This is a genomic window from Mesorhizobium ciceri WSM4083 (assembly GCF_000519305.1).
Classification (GTDB): Bacteria; Pseudomonadota; Alphaproteobacteria; order Rhizobiales; family Rhizobiaceae; genus Mesorhizobium; species Mesorhizobium ciceri_B.
On the sequence record NZ_JAFG01000003.1, the window covers coordinates 1,119,756 to 1,139,981 of the forward strand.

16 protein-coding genes are annotated in these 20,226 nt (G+C 62.0%); 5 read left to right on the plus strand and 11 right to left on the minus strand.

The window, feature by feature from the left end; genetic code table 11:
* Positions 1-38: 38 nt before the first annotated feature.
* The 5 genes from MESCI2_RS0105525 to MESCI2_RS0105545 all read right to left on the minus strand — a co-directional run bounded on the left by MESCI2_RS0105525 (position 39) and on the right by MESCI2_RS0105545 (position 6,851).
* Positions 39-1,490 carry a sugar ABC transporter ATP-binding protein gene (locus tag MESCI2_RS0105525; RefSeq protein ID WP_197031513.1) on the minus strand — a complete coding sequence of 484 codons (1,452 nt, stop codon included), beginning with the start codon at positions 1,488-1,490 and terminating at the stop codon, positions 39-41.
* A 165-nt stretch (positions 1,491-1,655) separates the two neighbouring features.
* Positions 1,656-2,804, minus strand: a complete 1,149-nt coding sequence (locus tag MESCI2_RS0105530; RefSeq protein WP_197031514.1) for a sugar ABC transporter substrate-binding protein — start codon at positions 2,802-2,804, stop codon at positions 1,656-1,658.
* Positions 2,805-3,368: 564 nt separating this feature from the next.
* Positions 3,369-4,097: an ABC transporter ATP-binding protein gene (locus MESCI2_RS0105535; RefSeq protein WP_027035696.1), complete on the minus strand. Its 729-nt coding sequence runs from the start codon at positions 4,095-4,097 to the stop codon at positions 3,369-3,371.
* The gene (locus MESCI2_RS0105540; protein WP_027035697.1) at positions 4,094-5,941 is read right to left on the minus strand and encodes a branched-chain amino acid ABC transporter ATP-binding protein/permease; all 1,848 of its coding nucleotides are present in this window, start codon (positions 5,939-5,941) and stop codon (positions 4,094-4,096) included. The genes MESCI2_RS0105535 and MESCI2_RS0105540 overlap by 4 nt, the downstream gene beginning before the upstream one ends.
* A 10-nt stretch (positions 5,942-5,951) precedes the next feature.
* Positions 5,952-6,851: a branched-chain amino acid ABC transporter permease gene (locus MESCI2_RS0105545; protein ID WP_197031515.1), complete on the minus strand. Its 900-nt coding sequence runs from the start codon at positions 6,849-6,851 to the stop codon at positions 5,952-5,954.
* Positions 6,852-7,402: 551 nt separating this feature from the next.
* Between MESCI2_RS0105545 and MESCI2_RS0105550 the strand changes: the two genes are divergently transcribed.
* Positions 7,403-8,569, plus strand: a complete 1,167-nt coding sequence (locus tag MESCI2_RS0105550) for an ABC transporter substrate-binding protein (protein ID WP_027035699.1) — start codon at positions 7,403-7,405, stop codon at positions 8,567-8,569.
* Between the two features lie 81 nt (positions 8,570-8,650).
* Here MESCI2_RS0105550 and MESCI2_RS0105555 read toward each other — a convergent pair whose 3' ends face one another.
* Positions 8,651-9,523 carry an MBL fold metallo-hydrolase gene (locus MESCI2_RS0105555; protein WP_027035700.1) on the minus strand — a complete coding sequence of 291 codons (873 nt, stop codon included), beginning with the start codon at positions 9,521-9,523 and terminating at the stop codon, positions 8,651-8,653.
* 174 nt (positions 9,524-9,697) lie between these two features.
* A complete protein-coding gene (locus MESCI2_RS0105560; protein WP_245270227.1) occupies positions 9,698-10,714 on the minus strand; it encodes a LysR family transcriptional regulator in 1,017 nt (338 codons plus the stop codon).
* A gap of 125 nt (positions 10,715-10,839) precedes the next feature.
* On the opposite strand from MESCI2_RS0105560, the gene MESCI2_RS0105565 reads away from it, so the two are divergent.
* Genes MESCI2_RS0105565 through MESCI2_RS0105580 form a run of 4 tightly spaced genes read left to right on the plus strand, consistent with a single transcriptional unit; the run spans position 10,840 to position 14,354 of the window.
* Complete coding sequence (locus tag MESCI2_RS0105565; protein ID WP_032900332.1) at positions 10,840-11,733, plus strand: NAD(P)-dependent oxidoreductase; 894 nt, start codon at positions 10,840-10,842, stop codon at positions 11,731-11,733.
* 24 nt (positions 11,734-11,757) lie between these two features.
* Positions 11,758-13,179: an MmgE/PrpD family protein gene (locus MESCI2_RS01000000134345; protein WP_081738602.1), complete on the plus strand. Its 1,422-nt coding sequence runs from the start codon at positions 11,758-11,760 to the stop codon at positions 13,177-13,179.
* 26 nt (positions 13,180-13,205) lie between these two features.
* Positions 13,206-13,604 (plus strand): carboxymuconolactone decarboxylase family protein, encoded by a 399-nt coding sequence (locus tag MESCI2_RS0105575; protein WP_027035703.1) that lies wholly within the window; start codon positions 13,206-13,208, stop codon positions 13,602-13,604.
* A 9-nt stretch (positions 13,605-13,613) separates the two neighbouring features.
* Positions 13,614-14,354 carry an SDR family oxidoreductase gene (locus MESCI2_RS0105580; RefSeq protein WP_027035704.1) on the plus strand — a complete coding sequence of 247 codons (741 nt, stop codon included), beginning with the start codon at positions 13,614-13,616 and terminating at the stop codon, positions 14,352-14,354.
* A 105-nt stretch (positions 14,355-14,459) separates the two neighbouring features.
* On the opposite strand, the gene MESCI2_RS0105585 is transcribed toward MESCI2_RS0105580, so the two are convergent.
* The 4 genes from MESCI2_RS0105585 to MESCI2_RS0105600 are packed head-to-tail and all read right to left on the minus strand — an operon-like array spanning position 14,460 to position 20,210.
* A complete protein-coding gene (locus tag MESCI2_RS0105585; RefSeq protein WP_027035705.1) occupies positions 14,460-15,953 on the minus strand; it encodes a sugar ABC transporter ATP-binding protein in 1,494 nt (497 codons plus the stop codon).
* Entirely contained in the window at positions 15,950-17,062 is a 1,113-nt protein-coding gene (locus tag MESCI2_RS01000000134350; RefSeq protein WP_050596476.1) for a hypothetical protein, read from the minus strand. Before MESCI2_RS01000000134350 ends, MESCI2_RS0105585 begins: the two co-directional genes overlap by 4 nt.
* On the minus strand, positions 17,059-19,179 hold the full coding sequence (locus MESCI2_RS0105595; RefSeq protein ID WP_027035706.1) for an ABC transporter permease: 2,121 nt from the start codon (positions 19,177-19,179) through the stop codon (positions 17,059-17,061). Before MESCI2_RS0105595 ends, MESCI2_RS01000000134350 begins: the two co-directional genes overlap by 4 nt.
* A 26-nt stretch (positions 19,180-19,205) precedes the next feature.
* Positions 19,206-20,210 (minus strand): sugar ABC transporter substrate-binding protein, encoded by a 1,005-nt coding sequence (locus MESCI2_RS0105600; protein ID WP_027035707.1) that lies wholly within the window; start codon positions 20,208-20,210, stop codon positions 19,206-19,208.
* Positions 20,211-20,226 lie beyond the last annotated feature (16 nt).

The following is a 20,226-nucleotide window of genomic DNA, read 5'->3' on the forward strand; positions in this document are numbered from 1 at the left end:
TGTAGGTTGAATTGTCCTGCTCCCTGATTGCCCGCGACCTAGACCATGTCCGCGACGAGTTCGACCTCGCCGGGCTTACCGTTCGGCGGCGCCGGCACCTCGCGCACCAGGGTGCCGCCGCGCATGACGAGAATGCGGTTGCTGAGCCCGATCAACTCGAGCAGGTCATCACTGACCAGAAGGATGCCCACGCCCTCGGCGGCGATGCGCCGGAGGACGCCGTAGATCTCTTCCTTCGCCCCGGCATCGACACCGTTGGTCGGGTTGTCGAGGATGAGAACCTTGGTCTGACGGAGCAGCCAGCGTGCGAGCAGGACCTTCTGCTGGTTGCCGCCGCTCAGGGTCGATATCTGCGCGTCGATCCCCGCCGTCTTGATGCCCAGTGTTGCGACGAATTCGACCGCGTCGCGCCTCTCGCCCGCCAGGTTGAGCCAATAGCGTTCGCCGTGGCGGGTCAGCCGGGCAAGGCTCATATTCGAGGCTACGGAAAGCGGCGGTATCACGCCGTCCCGGCGATCGGGCGGCAGATAGCCGATGCCTAAGTCACTCATCACCCGGATTGAGAGGTTCTTCGGAACGATCGTGCCGCCGACCCTGATGGTTCCAGTGGCCCCGGACAAAGCGCCCGCAAGCACCCCACCAAGATCGGATTTGCCCGAGCCGAGCAGACCGGCCACACCCAGGATCTCCCCGCCACGAAGATTGAACGCCACATCGGCGAAAGACCCGGTCCGGGACAGGCCGCCCACCTCAAGCACCACCTCGCCCTGCGGCTCCTGCTGCTTGTGCTCGCAATAGAAGAATTCATCGCGCGTACGTCCGACCATCAATTCGTGCAGCCGGTTCTCGGCCAAGCCCGTTGCCGGCAGTTCGGCAACCATGGCGCCATCCTTCAGCACATAGAGGCGGTCGCTGATCTCGATGACTTCGGACAGGCGATGCGAAACATAGATGATCGCCGCGCGCTCTCGCGTCGCCTGGATGAGCCGCATCAGGAATTCGACCTCGTCACCGGTTAGCGCCGCCGTCGGCTCGTCCAGCAGCATCACCGGCGATTCAATTCCCGCCAGTTTCGCCAGCGCAAACGACTTGATGATTTCAATGACCTGCCGGGTGGAAAGATCGTAGGTTTCGACCTTCCGCGACGCATCGATGCGTTCATGACCGAACTCAGCAAGGAGGTCGGTGACATGCCGCAGCATCGCGCGATTGTCGACCACGCCGAAGCGGGAAAACGCCCCCTCGTGTGCCAGCAGCATATTCTCGTAGACCGACAGGGTCGGGATCAGGGCGAGATCCTGATAGATGTGGAAAATGCCTTCGCGGTTGGCATCGGCATAGTTGCGGAGCGAGACATCGCGGCCGTTCACGAGCAAGGCGCCAGAGTCGGGCCGGAGGTTGCCGCTGATCGTCTTCAGCAGCGTCGATTTGCCCGCGCCGTTCTCGCCGACGAGGCCGATGACCTCGCCCTTGCGCAGCGTCAGGCTCACGCCGGAAAGCGCTCGGACGCCGCCGAAGCTTTTGCCGATGTTCCGTATTTCCAGGAGCGGCGGCGATGCGCTTCCAATGCGCTCGCTCGCAGCCGTGCGGCCGGCACCAAGTGTGCCGGGCCGTTCAGTCGCTGACGAAGAACCTGCCATGGCCGCCTAGCGCGTCTAGTTCGGCCCGATGACGATCGGACCCTTGTTGGAAGTCAGCTCGCGCACCGGTGAAAACGGATCCGACGAGAAGCGATCGGCATAGAGCTTGGCGACGCGTTCGAACTCGCCCTTGTCCTTGGCCTGCGCATATTCCTTCGGCAATTGATAGCTGGCAGGCTTCTCGCCCCGCCATGTCCAATGATCCTCGGGCACCAACGGAATGAGCAGGTTCTGCGGATTCCAATCGTCCGGATGCAGGACCTTCGACATTTTCAGGAAGTCATAGGGTGAAGCCGATCCCGAATTCAGTTCCTTGTACTTCTTCGCAGCCTCGGGCGTATCCAGTATGTAGCCGCCGAAAATCATCATCCGTTCGGGTAGCGAGGGACGCCATCCGTTGACATAGTCGAACACGGCCACCGTCGAATAGGCGCCCAGCCAGGCCGGACCATAGGCATAAGTGTTGAAGGCGCGTCCGTTGGCGATCATGTCGATCATATCGGGAATTGCGTCGCAGCCGCTGACCAGCGCCTTGATGCCACGCTGCTCCAGGGCGTTGACGACGGCGACCGCGGAGTCGTCGTTGGAGACGATCACGGCGTCGATGTCGGGATGCGCAGTCAGGATATCGGCGATTGCCGGCGCGGTCGTGGTGCGGCTCCAACCGCCGGGGCGACGGGCCACGAGTTCGATGCCCGGATAGTCCTTCAGCGCGAGGTCGAAGCCATGACCGCGCTCGGTCTCGACCGGATTTCCGAGGATACCTTCGATATAGACAACCTTGCCCTTGCCGCCCAGCCTCTCGAACACCTGTGCCGACCGTGCCCGGGTGGCCGTGACATTCGCGGGAGCATGGAACGCGACATAATAATCGCCACTGTCGACCGGCGTATTCCAAACCGCCTTTGTGTGATTGTTGACGGTCGGGATGCGCAACCGGTTGACCAGCCGCAGCAGATCGATCTCCGACCCCTCGGTCGCGGCCACCATTGTGATGCCGTCTATGCCGAGGTTCGGGGCGTTCTCCACATGGCTCTTCTGGACGTTGACGTCGCCATTGTTCAACTCACGCGATTCCGCGATGTTGAGCACCGCGGCGGCCTGCCCGGCGCCACTGTCCATCTGATTGAAGTAATCGTTGTTCAGCGTGTAGAACGAATCCATGAAGTTCAGGCGCTTCTTCAGTATGCCTGCAGAGTCTGCGGCATAAGCCGACCTCCCCATCAACGGAACCGCCAACCCGGCGGCGGCGAGCAACTTGAAAAATTCCCGCCGCGAGCGGCCTCCCTCCATTTTGCTCGCAAGCAATTCCGCGAGCGCCACATCATTGCGCATGAAAAACCTCCCCAGGCCGTTTGGAATTCTTTGCCATCCGTTTGACGTGCTGGCCGCCAATCGAAGGCAAGCTAGGCCGGTTCAGGAACCTTTGCAAGGAATAATGTTAGCGGTAGCAGACTCGTTTCCATTATCGCTATCGCGCACAACTTTTTCAAATAATCGTTAAATATCAGATTATTATGCGAAATCTTTGCCCCTTACGGCAGAGCCGTTGAAGCTGCCGACTTAAGAGAAATAAGCAGTATCGAGATACCGGTAACAGCAAACGCGCATCTAGGCGAATTCCCCTGGCCCATGGCACAGGCGCCCCCCTGGCAGAGCCGAGCGTCAATCGGAAGGCTCGGCCACGACCGCGTTTGTCATTGCTGGAAGGGCTATGCGTGCCTGCCGCTAGCCAAGATATTTGCTGAGTATCGACATGCCGCCCGAGCGAACCGTTTCGGGAGTCATTTCCTCGACGATCTCGCCATGCGCCATGACATAGAGCCGGTCGCAGACCCGGGTTGCGACATCGATGCGTTGTTCGACGAGCAGCAGCGATGCACCACGCTTGCGCAGTTCCAGCATCGCCTTGACCACGATGTCGACGGCGACCGGCGACAGCGCAACGGAGGGTTCGTCGAGCAGCATGATCTGAGGATCGCTCATCAGCATGCGGCCGATGGCAACCATCTGTTGTTCTCCACCGCTTAGGAACGACGAAAGCCGATGGCGGTAGTTCCTCAGCACCGGAAAAAGGTCGTACACCGAGCTCAGCAGCCTCTCGGCCCTGGGCCGGTCGTGCCGCAAATGCAGCGCGCCCAACAGCAAATTGTCTTCCACCGACTGGTCGAAAAACAGCCGCCGTCCCTCCGGCGCGATGGCGGCGAGGCCTCGCGCTATGCGATGAGTAGGCAGGTCGGAGACATCGGTCGAGCCAATGCGGATCAGGCCGCGGCGCTGCTTGACCAGGCCCATGATCGCGCGCAGCACCGTGGTCTTGCCGGCGCCGTTGGGGCCAAGCAGTGCCACCGCTTCACCCTTGCCAACCGAGAGCCCGATGTCGCGCACGACGTCGAAGCGACCATAGCCAGCGCTCAGCGAGCTGATCTCCAGTACGGGGGACGATTGTTCGTTCATTCGCCGAGATAAACCTGTCTGACCATGGGGTCGGCACGCACCTCGTCGGCCGACCCGGTTAGGATCACTTCGCCGGCGTTGAGCACGGTGACGCGATCGCACAGCGGAAACAGAAAGCGCGTCTGATGCTCGATGATAATCATCGTGACGCCTTGGCTCTTGAGATTGGCGAGGATCGTGGCCAGATGTTTCACCTCCTTCGCCGAGAGGCCGGTCGCCGGCTCGTCGAGAACGATGACATCGGGCCCCGCCACGCAGACCGACGCGAGTTGGGTGAGCTGTTCGATGCCGTGCGGAACATCTCCGACCTGCCGGGAAGTCCATTCGCCGGCCCCGACAAGGGCAAGGGTTTCGGCGGAGCGACGATGCATTGCCGCCAAATCGCGGCCGCCGGACGCAAGCATCGGCCAGAACGCGGCACGGCCCATGATGCGCGGCACCCGATCGAACAGGCCGACCATGACGTTCTGCGTCGGTGTCAGTTCCTTGACCAGTTGCGCGGCCTGGAAAGTTCGCCGGAGCCCGAGTTTCGAGCGGCTGCTCGCGGGCATGCCGTCGACCCGTGTCCCCTTGACCAGAACCTGGCCGGCATGAGGCGTGAGACGGCCGGAAATGACGTTGGCGAGCGTGCTCTTTCCGGAGCCGTTCGGCCCTATGAGGCCGTGAATGTGGCCGCGCTGAACCGTGAGATCGACATTGCGCAGCACCTTCGGCCCAAGTCCATAACCGAATTCGATGCCGCGGCATTCGACGATGATCTCGGGCGGTGTGGTCGGGAGCGCGGTGGCGGGAAGGATTGCCGCAGCGGGGGGCGGTTCGTCGACGGCAACAATCCCGGTCGCCGGTGCAGAACCTCCAACGCGAGGCGCCAACAGGCGCTTGGCCACTCCAACGACGCCATCCGGCAAGAGAGTGATGGCAAGGATGGAGAGTGCGCCGTAGACGATCTCCTGCAGCCATGGATTGATGTTGACGACATTCGGGAACATCGAGACGAACATCGCGCCGATCACAGGGCCGACCGTGGTGTTGATGCCGCCGATAAGCACCATCACCAGCACGTTGAGCGACACCGACCAGTCGAACTGGCCCGGGGATACGACACCAAGAAAGGAAAAGAGCCAACCCGCTCCTCCAGCCATCGCGGCCGAGACGCCGAAGACGCCGACCTTGATCGCGGCTGTCCGCGCGCCTGCGGCCTCGGCAAACGGCTCGGCATCGCGGATCGAGAGCAGGACCGGATAGAACGGCGAATGCCTGACGTTCCAGACCAGCGCGAGACTGAGGAAGAGCCCTGCCATGGTGCACCAGACCAGCGGCGTGCCGAGCCATTGCAAGCCGCCTGGGAAATCCGGAAAGGCCGGGCCAAGCAGGCCCTGGAGGCCGCCCGTGACATTGACCATATCGGTCGCGAGGACGGTCAGCACCAGCGTGAAGATGAAGGTGGTGATGGCGAAGTAGAGGCCGCTGACACGCAACGACATGGCGCCTACCGCCACACCGACGAGGCCGGTCGCGGCAAGGACGAGGACAAGCAGTGCGAAGACATTCCAGCCATAGTCGTTGGCGAGAATTGTCGTCGCATAGGCACCGATCCCGAAAAACCCACCCTGACCAAGAGAATAGAGGCCCAGCATGCCCGCTACGAGGTCCAGGCTGATGGCGAGGATACCGAAGACGGCGGCCACCAGCACGAGGTTCTGAAGGCCGAGATCGGATTGCGCCACATAGGCCGTCGCCGCCAGGTAAGCGAGGCCGACGGCAAGAAGCCCCACGGTGCGCCAGCTGCCGGCTTGTGATCCCGGGATGGCCGCCGATGCCTGGCGATCGCTCGTCAAATTCATACCCCGACCCTCAGCGGCTCGCCGCCGCCGGACGTCGCGGACGGAAGAGCGGATTGCTGGCGCTGAACAGCCCCTTGGGCGAGACGATCAGGATGACGACAAGCACGATGAAAGGAAACCAGTCCGAAGCCTGAGAGTTGATGAGCCCGTTGGCGCCTTCGGCGCAGATGCCCAGCACCAGACCGCCGAACATGGCAGCGATCGGCCGCTCGGTGCCGCCGCCGATCATCATGGCTATGAAGCCGTAGGTGCCGAACGTGTCGCCCAGATAAGGATTGGCGAAGGTCGTCGGCCCGATGAGCAACCCGGCAATGCCGGCAAAGGCGGCGGAGACGGCGAAAGCGATGATGGCGACTACGGTGGTGTTGGCGCCGATGGCGGATGCCATTTCCGGATCCGCCGCCGTCGCCATGCCGAGCTTGCCGAACAGCGTGTATCGCCGCACGATTTCAAAGCCGGCGGCAAGAATGGCGGCCGTGACGATCGCGAGGAGCTGCTGGCCGGTGAGCACGGCACTGCCGATCGGTACGCTGATGTTGTTGAGGATTGGCGGGAAGGCCTGCGACGTCGGACTCCAGATGTAGGCAGCCGCGTTCTCGACGATCACCGCGAAGCCCAGCGTAGATACCAGCCAGCCGAAGCTGAAGCGGTTCGACAGCAGGATTGGCCGCACCGCGATCAGATAGGACAGAATGCCAATGATACACGATGAGACCAGACCGGCAGCCGCGGCCAGCCAGACAGGATAGCCGGACGATACCAACTCGGCAGTGATCATCACCGTCACCATCATCAGCTGGCCCTGGGCGAAATTGATGATGCGGGTGACATAGAACGAAATCGCCAATGCCATGCCGATGAGACCGTAGATCGATCCTATGGCAATGCCACTCAGCAAGAATTGCAGCACCGTTGGCTCCCCCATCATCCGGACGTCACCGGCTTTTTCCCGCTTCAACAGCTCCGCGGAAGTCGCATGGGCCGAGCTTTCCTGTCGCAACGTCCGGATTTGGCATGTTGCGCCGATGCTGAACAACTAGTCGAAAAAGCCCCCGCGGAAATAGCTTATGCCGGTGACATAACAGCTATGAGGAACGCGACGAACGGTGCGCCCGACCCGATCGATGGCGTAAGCCGTAAGCTCTGACAGGAAACGCATGACTGATTTATGAATCAATCGCATGCGAGACGATAAATCATTTAATACCAATGACATAATCTAATGAAGGAGCGCGCTGATATGAGCTTCGACCGCCGAGATCGCGCCAATGGAATTCCTTCCGGAGGCTGGATTTTGAGCGAGGTCCCAACCCGTCTCGAGTGCCTTGCCCCGCGTTGACAAGATGGGGGTCGTGGGTGGCAAAATTCCGGGCGAAGACACGCGCGTCCCGATGAGGCGCAGGGCAAAACGGGCGATCGGATTGTCGGAGACAAGCCCGCCGATCGCAGGGAGGGAACAATATGAATAAGCTCGCGACGACGTCTACCTTGCTGCTGGCCGCAACGGTCTTATGCGGTGCAGCCATCCAGACGAATGCTGCCGACGACTATCTTGTCGGCCTGATCGCGGGCACCACCGGTGCCTACGGTTCGACAGGCGTTGCCACGGTCAACGGGTCGCAGATGGCGGTCGATGAGGTCAACGCCGCCGGCGGCGTCGACGGCCATATGTTCAAGCTTGACGCGCACAATGACAACGCGTCGGCGACACTGTCGGGCCAGCTCTACCAAAAGCTGATGTCGGCCGGTGCCATCGTCATCGCGGGCTCCCCCGATACCGGTCCGGTGACCGCGCAGCTTGCCGAGCGTCACAAATTTCCGACCATCGGCGTCGTCGACGACGGCGGACTGACCGTCAATCCGAAGGGGCCCACGAGCCCGCCCAATCCGTGGGTGTTCGACTTCGGTCTCAACACCTTCGCCTGGGGCGAGAAGATCGGCGAGCATGCTCTGAAGCATTGCCCCGACGGGCTTGCCGTGCTGCACGATCCCTCGACCTACGGACAGGGCGGACTCTTCGGCATCCAGCTGGCCTATGACAAGGCCGGCAAGAAAATTGCGATGGATCACACCATCACAGAAAACTGGTCGACAGGAGCCACCGCCGGCCTGATGCCCGAAGTCAACGCCATCAAGGCGGCGGGGATCAAATGCGTGGATGTATGGCTGACGCCGCAGGACCAGGCCGCCTTCATGCAGGACCTTCATTCGATAGGCTACGAAGCGATCGTCTACGGCAATGACGAGACGAATGCCGACGACACCTTCTCAAGCCTTGCTGGCGACCTGTCCGACGGCATGATCACCGCCATGCTGACCACGGAACTGCACCCGAGCCCGGAACTCCTGGCGTTCCGCGACACCTATAAGAAGAAATTCAGCGTCGATGCCACACCCTTCTCGGCAGGCGCCTACGACAGCATCAAAATGCTGGCGCAGGTGATCAAGGATGTGAAGTCGACGAAGCCGGGGGACCTGCAAAAAGGCTTCAACGCCGTGAAGGACTTCAAGGGCATGACAGGCAATATCGGCTTCTCGGAGACAAGCCATATCACCATCACCGCGGCTCAGGTCACGCTCGTCAAGCATGACGCCAAGAGCAAGACCTGGGTTGAAGTCACCGACTGATCGGACTGTCGCACCTCCCAAGCGCGAACAGAAACGGGCCGGCTCCCCCTGGAGCCGGCCCTTGGCATTTTCATGAACCGCCTAGAGCTGGACCCGCCAGGCTTCGGGTACAAGCCGAAAGCCGTCATCCGCCTTCACCAGATGGGCAAAGCCCGGCAGATGCAGGTGGCCGCCAGTGACGAGCAGGCGCTCGCTTGCGACATGGTTGAAAATCTTGCGGCGGTTTTCAGCTGCCAGCGCCTCATCGACATCGAACTCGCTGGTAATCTGAGGCAGGGGAATCTGGAGTTCCGGCACGTGCACCGTGTCGCCCCACATCACCAGCGTCTCGCCGGCCGAATCGAGTTGATAGCCACTGTGGCCCGGCGTGTGGCCGGGAAGCGGCAACTGGGTGATGCCCGGCATCACTTCGCCTCCGTCCACCGGGCGAAAACGCCCGCGATGGCTTGAAAGCAAGGCGTCGGCGGAACCTGTGTAAGGTACCGCAGCCGCCGAGCGACCGCGTCGCTCGGTATCGGACCAGAAGTCGAAGTCATCCTTGTGGACGATGATGTCGGCGCGCGGGAAGAGTGGCTTGCCGGCTTCGTCCATCAGCCCGCTCGAGTGATCGGGGTGGATGTGGGTCAGAAGAACAGTGTCGAAGTCCGAGAGCTTGAAGCCCGCCGCGGACAGGTTGTGCGGTAGTTGCCCCATCGAATACACCGTTGTCGACCCGCCGCCGGCGTCGACGAGCATCGTGTTCCTGTCGGTCGCGATGACAAACGCATTGACGGTGAGGCGGGGACCGCCCTCGTGGAAATGCTCCCGCATCAATGCTTCCATGTCGCCCCGTTCCGTCCCACGCAGAATGGCCATAGGGATATCGAGAAAGCCGTCATTGATCACGGTGACCATGGCGTCGCCGACCTTGCGTCTGTAGACGCCGGGGGTCTGCTTTCGCGGCTCATCGGTCATTTTTGGCCTCCTCCACCAGACGACGTACGCACGCAGGTCGTCCCTCGCGGGTCGTCGCAATGTGACGCTCACGCACGGCCAAGTGAAGTGAACTCAATGCTCAGCTTTGCGATAACAGATATATCGCTTCCGGCATGAATGGCGCTGATGACCAGGAGAGGGCCGATCCGTTGCTTACGGCTTCGGCTCCCAGATTCCCATTTTGCGCAAAGCGCGCACTTCGTCGCGTATCATGGTCGTCAATGCCCGGATAACGGTGGTGGTTGGCCGCTGACTTGATGTTGCGAGCAGCAGCTCCCTTTCTATCGACGGATTCTGGATCCGCCAGTAACTGATCTTGCCTTGCGCAACCAGGTCGTGGCAGCTCGAATAGGACAAGATCGTATAGCCCATTCCGGCCTCCACGAGGCGCAGTGTCGAAGGCATCGCCTCGACCTCGACTTCGATCCTGGGCTCGATGCCGACCGCGCCGAAGATGTGGTCGAGCAACACCCGCAGTCCATGCGGACGGGCGGGAAGGATCATCGGTATCTTCGAAACCACCGCGGCGTCGACGGGCGAGGAACCGAGATTGCAGGGATCGTTCTTGGCGCCGAGGAGGAATAGCTCATCGCGCAGGATCGGCTCCGCGAGCAAGTTGTTCATGCGTGGCGCATTGTAGAGCACCGCCACGTCGATCTTGCCCATGACGAGCCATTCGAGGAGATGGCCACTGAACCCCTCGACCACCCGCATGCTCACCTGCGGGAACTGCTCGTGAAAATGCTGGACGAGCGGCGCGGTCAGGACAACTCCTACGGATGGCGGCATTCCAAGCACGATCGCGCCGCGCGGGTTCGACCGCATTGCTCCGAGCTCGCTCGTCGCACGCGAGGCCTGCTCGAGGATTGCAGACGCATAGTTCTGCAGAAGCTTGCCCGCCTCGGTCAGGACAATGCCACGACCGTTGCGGTAAAGAAGCGCGATACCGACGCTCTCTTCCAGGGATTTGATTTGCCTGCTGAGAACCGGCTGGCTGACCGACAGCGCGACGGCGGCCCGCGAAAAGCTCCCGAATTCCGCAACTGCTATGAACAGCTGGAGCTGCCTTAGATCGAACATGGGCTTGCCTCGTTGCAAAATGCGGAAGATCGGATTTCCGTTGTCATGCAACGAATTGAGGAGTTTGGGATACATCGAAAGCGTTGACAAGCGTTCGGCGGACCCTTGGCAAAGCTGTTATGCGCGTGGCGAGCATTATCGCAAGGGCAGGAACTGGCCTACTCTGAGTCAATCCGAAGGCTGGCCAAATCCAATATAGTTAGAGAGGAAAAGTCGTGCAGCGTCAAACGCTTGGGTTCATCGGCCTCGGCCGCATGGGTGCGCCGATGGTGCGCCGACTGACCGAGGCCGGTCACCACGTGGTCGTCCACGACACGCGGCCGGACGCTGCGAAGGAGCTGCCTACGGAACACACGACATTTGCCGCATCCCCCAAGGCCGTCGGTGACGAGGCCGGCATCGTTTTCTGCAGCCTGCCAACGCCCGCCATCGTCAAGGATGTGGTGTTGGCTGCGAACGGAATCGCGGCCGGCTCGAAGGTCAAGACCATTATCGATGTGTCCACCACAGGACCGACCATGGCAAAGATCATCTCGGAGTCCTTGGCGGCCAAAAGTATCGCATGGGTGGACGCACCGATATCGGGTGGGATCGCCGGCGCGAGCAACGGCACGCTCGCCGTTATGGTTTCTTGCCCCAAGCAGACCTATGAGGAAGTCGACCCGGTGCTGGCCAATTTTGGCCGCAGGTTTTATTGCGGAGAAACGCCGGGAAGCGCTCAGGTTGCCAAGCTTGGAAACAACATGATCGCCGCCGGCGTCATCCTTCTGTCGGCGGAGGCTCTCGCAATGGGCGTCAAGGCCGGCCTGGATCCCACGGTGATGTGCGACATCATCAATGCTTCGAGCGGGCGAAACAGCGCGACGCAGGACAAATTTCCTCGTGCCGTGTTGCCAGGAACCTTCGACTTCGGATTCTCGACCGCCCTGTCCTACAAGGACGTGCGCATGTGTGTCGATGAGAGCGAGAACTTGGGGGTTCCCATGGTTGGTGGTTCTCTGGTGCGCCAGATGCTCGCCGCCACCAACGCCCGCTTTGGGCCGGAATCGGATTTCACGTCGATGGTGCGCATCATCGAGGAATGGGCCGGCGTGGAGATCCGCGCCTAGGGCCCGCGTTGTGGAGAGCAGCACATGACGACGCGCTCACTGGAACTGGCAACTGCATTGGCCAACCTTGCCGCGCCAGTTTTTGGTCCGGCAACCATCGGCAAGGCCAAGCTGTGCCTGCTGGATTTTCTTGGCTGTGCGTTCGAGGCTTCGGAACTGGAGCCAAGCCGACAGGCGGTCGCGGCGATGCCGGCAGCGCCTGGCGGCCACATGATCGGGGAAAGCGCGACGGCGACCCCGGCGGACGCAGCATTCGTGAATGCCGTGAAAGGCCATGGTCTGGTCAGGGAAGACATGCATGCAGCATCGGTTTGCCATCACGGCGTGGTTGTCTGGCCGCTGCTTCTGGCGCTGGCTGAAACGGATACTGTTTCCGGCATTGAACTGCTCCGGTCGGCGGTGGTCGCCTATGAGGTCGGCGGACGTCTCGGAAGGATGCTGATCGATCCGACGGTGTCCTCACTTTTCCGCCCGACTGGACTGGTCGGCCCAATCGGATCGGCATGCGGTGGCGCCTGGATGCTGAAGCTCGACCAACAGCAGATGGCGGCAGCGATTGCCTTGGCTGCGAACACCGCGTCCGGGCTGAACCAGTGGCCGCACAGCGGCGGCTCGGACATGTTCTTCCATCCCGGCTTTGCGGCCCGAAACGCCTGGATGGCGGTTCGGCTGGCCGAAGCAGGGGCGTTTGGAAGTCCAGACATATTTGAAGGACGTTCGGGATACTTTGCCGCGCTCGCGAGGCGGCCAATGCCTGGCCGGATCGAACTCTTTCCCGATGGGGAGGCGGATATCCTCAACGTCTATCACAAGGCGGCGCCGGCCTGCAATTTTGCCCAGACGGCCTGCCAGACCGCATTGAAGCTCGTCGAGATGATCGGCCCCGATGCCGCACCGGTTGCGCGTATCCGCATCAGCGTTCCCACCGCCGCTGCCGCGTATCCAGGGTGCGACCGGACCGGACCGTTCGACAGAGCGCTTCAAGCGAAGATGAGCATTCCATTCGGCGTGGGAGCCGTGTTTGCACACGGCCGGCTGTCGGAGGATATCTACAGCGATCTCGCCGATCCCGAGACGGTACGCCTGATCGGGGTGAGCGAACTGGTTGCCAGCCCGGATCTGACCGCGCTCTTCCCTGGCCAGCAGGGCGCGGCGATCGATGTGGTGCTCGGCGACGGCCGCAAGCTGTCGATGGGCCTGCCCGACGTCGTGCCCGCTACCGAGGCACAGGTGCGCGAGCGCTTCCGCCTGGCGGCGGCGAACATCCTCGGCGCTGCCGAAGCCGATGCCATCGAGGAATTCGTCGACAGGCTGGACACCAAGAAAGATGCCGGTCGGCTGCTGCCGCTTTGCGCGGCAAAGCGAGTAGCCGGAAGACAAGCAACGCGAACGCGGGCACAAGGGCCTGGCGAAGGTAAGCGTCTGCCGTCGAGGCAGAGTTTATAGACATCCCCAAAACAGGAGCAGTTCATATGTCTAAGGAAGTCCTCGAACGCGGTTTGGCGATCCGCAAGGAAGTGCTGGGCAAGGAGTTCGTCGAGAAGTCGTTTGCCGCGGCGGACGACTTCAACCGTCCCATGCAGGAGCTCGTGACCGAGTATTGCTGGGGTGCAGTCTGGGGTCGCGAGGAACTGCCACGCAAGACGCGCTCGATGCTGAACCTTGCCATGCTCAGTTGCCTCAACAGGCCTCACGAGCTCAAGATGCACACCAAAGGCGCCCTGCGGAATGGCGTCAGCCGCGAAGAGATCCGCGAAGTCCTCTTGCAGGTGGCGATCTATGCCGGAGTGCCCGCCGGCGTGGACTCGTTCCGCATCGCGCGCGACGCCTTCGCCGAGTTCGATGCTGAAGAAGCGTCTGCGCAGCGCTGAAGTCCGAGCATGAACGACGACCGGCAAAGGATCGCTTTCATCACCGGTGCCGCGAGCGGCATCGGACGGGCGGTTTGCCTGAGCCTTCATGGCAAGGGCTGCCGCATCGTGCTGGCGGATCGCGAGGAAGACAGCCTCGCCGTGTTGGCTGGCGAGCTTGGCGCCGGCGTCTTCCCGCTCCACCTCGACATCACCGACGGCAATGCCGTAGCCACCTGCCTCGAGCGCTTGCCGCCGGAATTCCGCGACATCCACATACTGGTCAACAATGCCGGTCATGACATCGGCGGGCGTACCCGCTTCGACATCGGCTCGGCCGACGATTGGGCGGCGATCATCGAGACCAACCTCATCGGCCTGATGCGCGTGACGCGGGCGATCCTGCCCGGAATGATCGAACGCGGCCGCGGCGACATCGTCAACATGAGCTCCATCAGCGCCATCCGGTTGGTGCCGGATCAAGCGCCCTACTCCGCCAGCAAGGCCGGCGTGCATATGCTGAGCGACATCATTCGCGGCGAATTGGCAGAGACCGCCATCCGCGTGATCGAGATCTTGCCGGGGCTCACCCGCACCAACATCGTCGCGTCCCGCCTTCGCGGCGACGAGGAGGCGGCCCAGGAATATTTCGAGCGGTTCGGCATGGCGCTCGACCCTGAAGACATCGCCCGGTGTGTCTTATTCGCGCTTGACCAGCCGCCCCATGTCCAGATCGCGCAAATGTTCGTCGTGCCCACCAACAGGTGGTAGGAACCGGCGCATCGGCGTCACGCAGCACCCGTTCCCGCCAAGGGTTTTCCGATCCATCCCCTCGAAACGAACCGCGGCCGGCCACTGCCGGCCAGCTTGGCATGCTCAGTGAACGGCCGCATACATGATCCGGCTTTCGGTTGCCTCATCGATGTCCATCTCCTCGACGATCCGCCCCTGCCTCGCCACAAGAATCCGGTCTGACAGCGTCTTGATCTCGGGCAGGTAGGACGAAATCACCACCACGGCCATGCCGCTGTCGGCAAGCTCGTTGATGAAGTTGTGAATCTCGACGATGGTTCCGACGTCGACCCCGCGTGTCGGCTCATCGAGGATCACCAGCTTGGGCTTCTGGATCAGCGCCTTGGCCAGAACCACCTTCTGCTGATTGCCGCCGGAGAGTTCGATGACGCGGGCATCGGCATCGATCGCCTTGACGCCGAGCCGCTTCGTCCACTCGACAGCCAGTTCCCGGCCCTGCCGCGGAACGACCGGCGTCAGAAGGTTGTTGCCTTTGGCAAGGTGTCCGAGCTGGATGTTGCCGGCGATCGTCATGGTTTCGAAAAAACCCTCGATCTTGCGGTCCTCGGTGACATAGACGATACCGTCACGCACCGCCGGCCGTGGCGTCCGGTAGCGGACGGGCCTGCCTTCGAAGCGCACCGTGCCGCCGTGGAAATAGTCGCGCTTCAGCACCCCGGCGACAATCTTCATCGTTTCCGTGCGTCCAGCACCGACAAGTCCGAACAAGCCTGTCACCTGGCCGGCGAACACGGAAAACGACGTGTTGCGCACCGTATTGCCCATCGACAGATTTTCGACGCTGAGGATCTTTCTGCCCATCGGCCGCGCCACGCGTGCCTGACCGGAATAGAGTTCGCTGGACAGGCTGCGGCCGACCATTGCCTGCACGATCCGCTCGCGATCGAACTTGCTCGTCTCATCGGTCACGACCACCTTGGCGTCGCGCATCACCGTGATGCGGTCCGCCAGGTGCAATGCCTCCTCCAGCGCATGGCTGATGAAGATGATCGCGATGCCCTCTTCCTTCAGGCGGCGGGCAAGATTGAAGAAATGGAACTTTTCCTCGGGGGTCAGCGTGGCGGTCGGCTCGTCGAAGATGATGAGCCGCGCATTGTGGTGAACGGCGCGTGCGATCTCGACCAATTGCTTCTTGCCGGCTCCCAGGAAAGACACCTGGGCGGTGGGATCGACGTAGAAGTTGAGCGACAGCAGATAGCGCTGTGCCTGAATGTTCAACCCGCGCAGCCGGTTGAACAGCTTCTCGTCGCCAAGGTAGATATTCTGCGCCACCGACATCGATGGCACCAGATTGGTCTCCTGGAAGACCATCGCTATTCCGCGGTTCAGCGCGTCGGACGGCGAATTCAGCGTCACCGGCTGGCCGTCCAGCAGCATCTCGCCGGAGCTCGGCTGATAGACGCCGGCCAGCACTTTCATCAGCGTCGATTTTCCCGCACCGTTCTCGCCCAGAATGGCGTGTATCTCGCCCGGCCGGATTTCGAAATCGACGTTCGAGATCGCCTGGACGCCACGGAAATCCTTGGAAACGCCGCGCAGTTGGACGAGCGGTGTCATGCCATGTGCCCCGCCAGTTCTTGGATCGCCACGATCTTTCCCGATCCCCTTGCACCAACGAGGAGCTGGTCACCGACTTCGCACAGTGAGGTCACGCCGTGCACATCGCCATCGGCGCGGCTTTGATAATTTCGCACCATGGCCATCTCCTTGTCACAGCGCACGACGAGGCCCGTCGACCAGGTCGGCGACCAAGGCTTCAGCATGTTGAGCTTCTTGCGCGCACCGCCCTGTATGGGTTCGAGGAAGCTCCTTCCCGTGGCAAGCGCGGGCGCGATCCAATAGTCCGGGTCGATTGTTTCGATCATGCGCGCGCGATACTCGTCCTCCTTCAGGACGAATTCGACAAGCGGGTTGCGCGGCGCGAACATGGCCAGCCAGAAGCCGCCTTCCGATGCCGGCGCGATGCGCCCGGGATAAGCGGGCAGCGAGCCCAGCGCGGTCTGTTGGCGTGAACCGTCGACACCCATCGAAAGGACACGGTGGCGCCATGCCTCCGAGACGAAGACGCGGTCGTTCGACACGGTGATCCCGGATGGAAACGCGAGCCCCGAAGCGATCGAGACGGCAGTGTGGGTGCCGATGTCGATACGCCAGATCGATCCCGCCGCCGTCTTGGTCATCAGATCGCGCTTCCAGCCATGCGCCGGACTGCGGTCGGACCCGACCGCGACGAGCAAGGTGGAGCGATCGGCGAAAGCCATCGCGGTGACGCAATGCGCATTGAGTGTCCCGATTGCGATCAACTCCGAGGATGCACCGTCGGGGCTCTCGATGCGGATACCCTCGCCTTCGACGGCGACAGCCAGCAGGTCCGCGCCCGCCGCCATGCTGGTCACCGGTTTGTCCATGCTTCTGGATCGGCTGATGGAAAGCCCGTACCCGCTATCGCCGGCCGTCGGCGCCAGCGTATGGATCTCCCGACCGACCGAACAGACGATCCGTTGCCCGCAGACCACGAGGTTGTCGACATCGGCAAGATCCAGCAGCACCGGAGCCGCGTCGAGCTTCGAATTCGGCCGCAGCGGGCCGTCCATCGGCGGCACCGTACTGCCAGTCAGATCGAAGCCACGGAAGTTCGCCCACGCCTGCTTGATGGCGCCGATCATTTACGCGGGCCCCAATAGGCATCCTGCGCGCACCAGTTGGGGTCGGCATCGGGCAGCTTGTAGCGGCCGATCCGGTTGTTCGAAACGCCGCCCAGATACAGCCATCCCTTGTGCTCGCGCATCGAGGTGATCATCGGGTGGTTGCGGCCCCCGAGATCCCACAGATTGTCGAGGATCTCTCCCTTCTCGTTGAACTTCACCACGCAGCCGGTGTTGATGTTCGGATACAGCCACTGATCAGGCGCGACGCGGCGGGCCATGCGCTTGCGGAAGCCGGGCATGCGCATGGCAAGATCGAGCGCCGGCCCGCGCATGCCGAGCAGCGCCAGCCAATAATTGCCGTCCGAGGACCGGTTGATGTTGTCGGGGTAGCCGGGCAGGCTGGAGATGACGCGCTCGGTCTTGCCCTTCTTGGGTCCGTCGAACCAATATCTGCTGATGGAACAGGTCCAGCTCTCCGCGAACATGAAGGACTGTCCGTCGGGACACATGGTGACGCCGTTGGCGAAGACCAGCTTTGGAATCTCGGTGTGGGTCTTGCCCGTCTTCGGATCGTAGCAGATCATGCGCCCGCTCGCCCGGCTTTCCAGTGCGTCGGTTGCCCAGTCCTCCTGCTCGTAACGGATCGTTGCCTCGCTGAAATAGATGCGCCCGTCGGGTGCGACGTCGACGTCATCGGCCAGGCGAAGACGTGAATCGTCCACCACGGACGTCCAACTCCTGTTCGTCTCGTCGGTGAGTTTGGTGACGGTCCTGTCGGGGGCAACCTGGAACAGACCCATGCCGCCGATGCAGACGAGCAGGTTTCCGCTGCGATCGAAAGCCATTCCGAGGGGATGGCCGCCGATATGCGCGAACACTTCGGAACGTTTGTGGTCGGGACCGAAGAAACGGACAATATCGCCATGCCGGGTGCCGCAATAGAGATTGTCGTCACGGTCGAGGATAACGTCTTCGGGGCCCTCGATCTGCCCGAGCCCGATGATCTCAACGGAGCGCAAGCGATCGTTCAGCACATAGGGCGACCCGGGTGCGTCGACCTTCGGAGCCGGCGGCAGGGAAAGGTAGGCGGGCGAGACATAGACCTTGGCGAGAATGCGGTGGCGGTGCTTCTGCCAGCGCATGTCCACGAAGACGGCCGTGAGCAGGATCACCCCCAGGATGGTCGAGGTGATCGGGCCGCTGATGCCGAGGTTGATCAGGCCGTTGGTGAGCATCAGCACCAGCAGGCTGCCGATGATCGCCTTTGCCACCGAACCCCGGCCGCCGCCGATCGCCGTGCCGCCGAGGACGGCCGCGGTGAGCGCCTGCACTTCGAGCCCGACGCCGGTGTCTGATCCGGTGCTGCCCAGCCTGGCTGCGAACAGGAAGCCGGCCAGCGCGCACATGGTGCCGGAGGCGACATAGGTGAGGAACACCATGAAGCGCACGTCGATGCCGGCGTTGAAGGCAGAACGTCGCGCCCCACCCACGGCGGTAAGCCGCCAGCCAGGACGCATCCGCGACAGAACGAGATGCCAGGCAAGGGCAATAACCAGCGTGATCACCAGCGAGGTCGGGACACCGAACACCGTGCCTTCGCCGATGAACAGCCAGAGGTCGGACATGGAGAAGCCCGACATCATGGACGTCGACATCTTCACGAAGACGATCTCATAGATCGAGCGGAAGATGATCAGGCTGACCAATGTGGTCAGGAAGGCGCGCAGCCGCAGATAGCCGACAAGCAGCCCGTTGATGGCGCCGCAGCAAATGCCCATGACCAGGATGCCGGCCAGCACGACCGGTATTGGCAACTCGTAGACGTTTACCCCGATCAGCGAGAAGAGCACCGCCAGCGAGAAAACGGAAGCGACCGAAAGGTCGATGCCGCCTGAAATCATCACGACTGTCAGGGCAAGCACCACGAGCCCGAATTCGGCGAACTGCCGGGCGAGGTCGGAAAGGCTCGACAGGGATAGAAAGTCGGGAATGATCGAGCCCAGTATCACGATCGTGAGCACTAGGGCGGAAAACGGGATCGCATTGTCGACCCAGCGCTTCGACAGGATCTCCCCGATCAGGTGATCGGGGAGATAGCGCGAACGCAGATAGGCAATTGTGTCGCTGCTGGCCATGATGATCTTTGATGTCTTCCGTTGGCCTACTTCAACTGGTCGAGCTGCCAGCAGGTACGCGGACCGATATTGTCCTTCGTCAGCAGCGTGAGAGGCGTGTAGTAAGAGGTCTTGCTCTCTCCGGCCTTGGCTGGCGACAGCAGCGATTGCACGATCTGCTGGTTGATAGCATTGCCCTGGAGCGGGACATCGTAGCTGATGATCAGGTCGAGCAGGCCCTTCGTGATGTTGTCGCAACCGATCTGGTTGCCGCCGCCGGAGGTGACGACATAGACGTCGTCGGCCTTTCCGGCCGCCTGGATCGCGGCGCCCGCGCCGACGTCCTGGTTGTCCCAGTTTCCGACGACACCGCAGAGGTCGGGATGCTGCTGCAGCACCGTCTCCATGATCGCGCGCGCCTTGGCAGGATCATACTGAGCCGCCTGTTCCGACACGATCTTGATCGACGGATCCTTGGCGAAGGTTTGCTTGTAGGCATAAAGCTCGTAAAGGTCGGAAGCAGCGGTAGGCTGGCCACGGATGATGGCGATCTTGCCCGACTTGCCGGAACCGGCCCCGCACTGTTTCACCAGCGCATCTGCCTCGATGTAGCCCACCCGCGACCAGTCGGCGCCGACATAGGCGTCGGTCGGAACAACGGATTCGAGATTGAGCTGGACCACCTTGATGCCGGCGTCCATGGCACGCTTCAGCAAGCGAGCGTAGGATTGCACATCGGGATTGTGCGCGATGATGAGGTCGGGCTTCTCCGCGATCAGCGCGGTCAAGGCCCGCGTACCGGCATCCGTGCTCCAGTTCGGATCGCGGATTTCGAGCGTGTAGCCGAGATCGGCTGCCTGCTTGCGCATGATCGCGGCCCACCCTTCCGTAAGGTCGAAACCCATCGCCAGGGGGATGAAGACAACGCGCTTTCCCTTCAGCCCGTCGTAGAATGGATTGCGCGACGGGTTATCCAAGCCGTCATCGGCATGCGTGGTGCCCACCAGCCCGAGGGCCATCAGCCCTGCGGCCAGAATAGTGCGAATTTTCATGGTTTCCTCCCGTTGA

Coding starts and splice junctions, on each gene's coding strand:
- MESCI2_RS0105530 (WP_197031514.1), bottom strand. CDS start 2,804: ATGGATTCGTTCTACACGCTGAACAACGATTACTTCAATCAGATGGAC.
- MESCI2_RS0105535 (WP_027035696.1), bottom strand. CDS start 4,097: ATGAACGAACAATCGTCCCCCGTACTGGAGATCAGCTCGCTGAGCGCT.
- MESCI2_RS0105540 (WP_027035697.1), bottom strand. CDS start 5,941: ATGAATTTGACGAGCGATCGCCAGGCATCGGCGGCCATCCCGGGATCA.
- MESCI2_RS0105550 (WP_027035699.1), top strand. CDS start 7,403: ATGAATAAGCTCGCGACGACGTCTACCTTGCTGCTGGCCGCAACGGTC.
- MESCI2_RS0105555 (WP_027035700.1), bottom strand. CDS start 9,523: ATGACCGATGAGCCGCGAAAGCAGACCCCCGGCGTCTACAGACGCAAG.
- MESCI2_RS01000000134345 (WP_081738602.1), top strand. CDS start 11,758: ATGACGACGCGCTCACTGGAACTGGCAACTGCATTGGCCAACCTTGCC.
- MESCI2_RS0105575 (WP_027035703.1), top strand. CDS start 13,206: ATGTCTAAGGAAGTCCTCGAACGCGGTTTGGCGATCCGCAAGGAAGTG.
- MESCI2_RS0105580 (WP_027035704.1), top strand. CDS start 13,614: ATGAACGACGACCGGCAAAGGATCGCTTTCATCACCGGTGCCGCGAGC.
- MESCI2_RS0105585 (WP_027035705.1), bottom strand. CDS start 15,953: ATGACACCGCTCGTCCAACTGCGCGGCGTTTCCAAGGATTTCCGTGGC.
- MESCI2_RS01000000134350 (WP_050596476.1), bottom strand. CDS start 17,062: ATGATCGGCGCCATCAAGCAGGCGTGGGCGAACTTCCGTGGCTTCGAT.
- MESCI2_RS0105595 (WP_027035706.1), bottom strand. CDS start 19,179: ATGGCCAGCAGCGACACAATTGCCTATCTGCGTTCGCGCTATCTCCCC.
- MESCI2_RS0105600 (WP_027035707.1), bottom strand. CDS start 20,210: ATGAAAATTCGCACTATTCTGGCCGCAGGGCTGATGGCCCTCGGGCTG.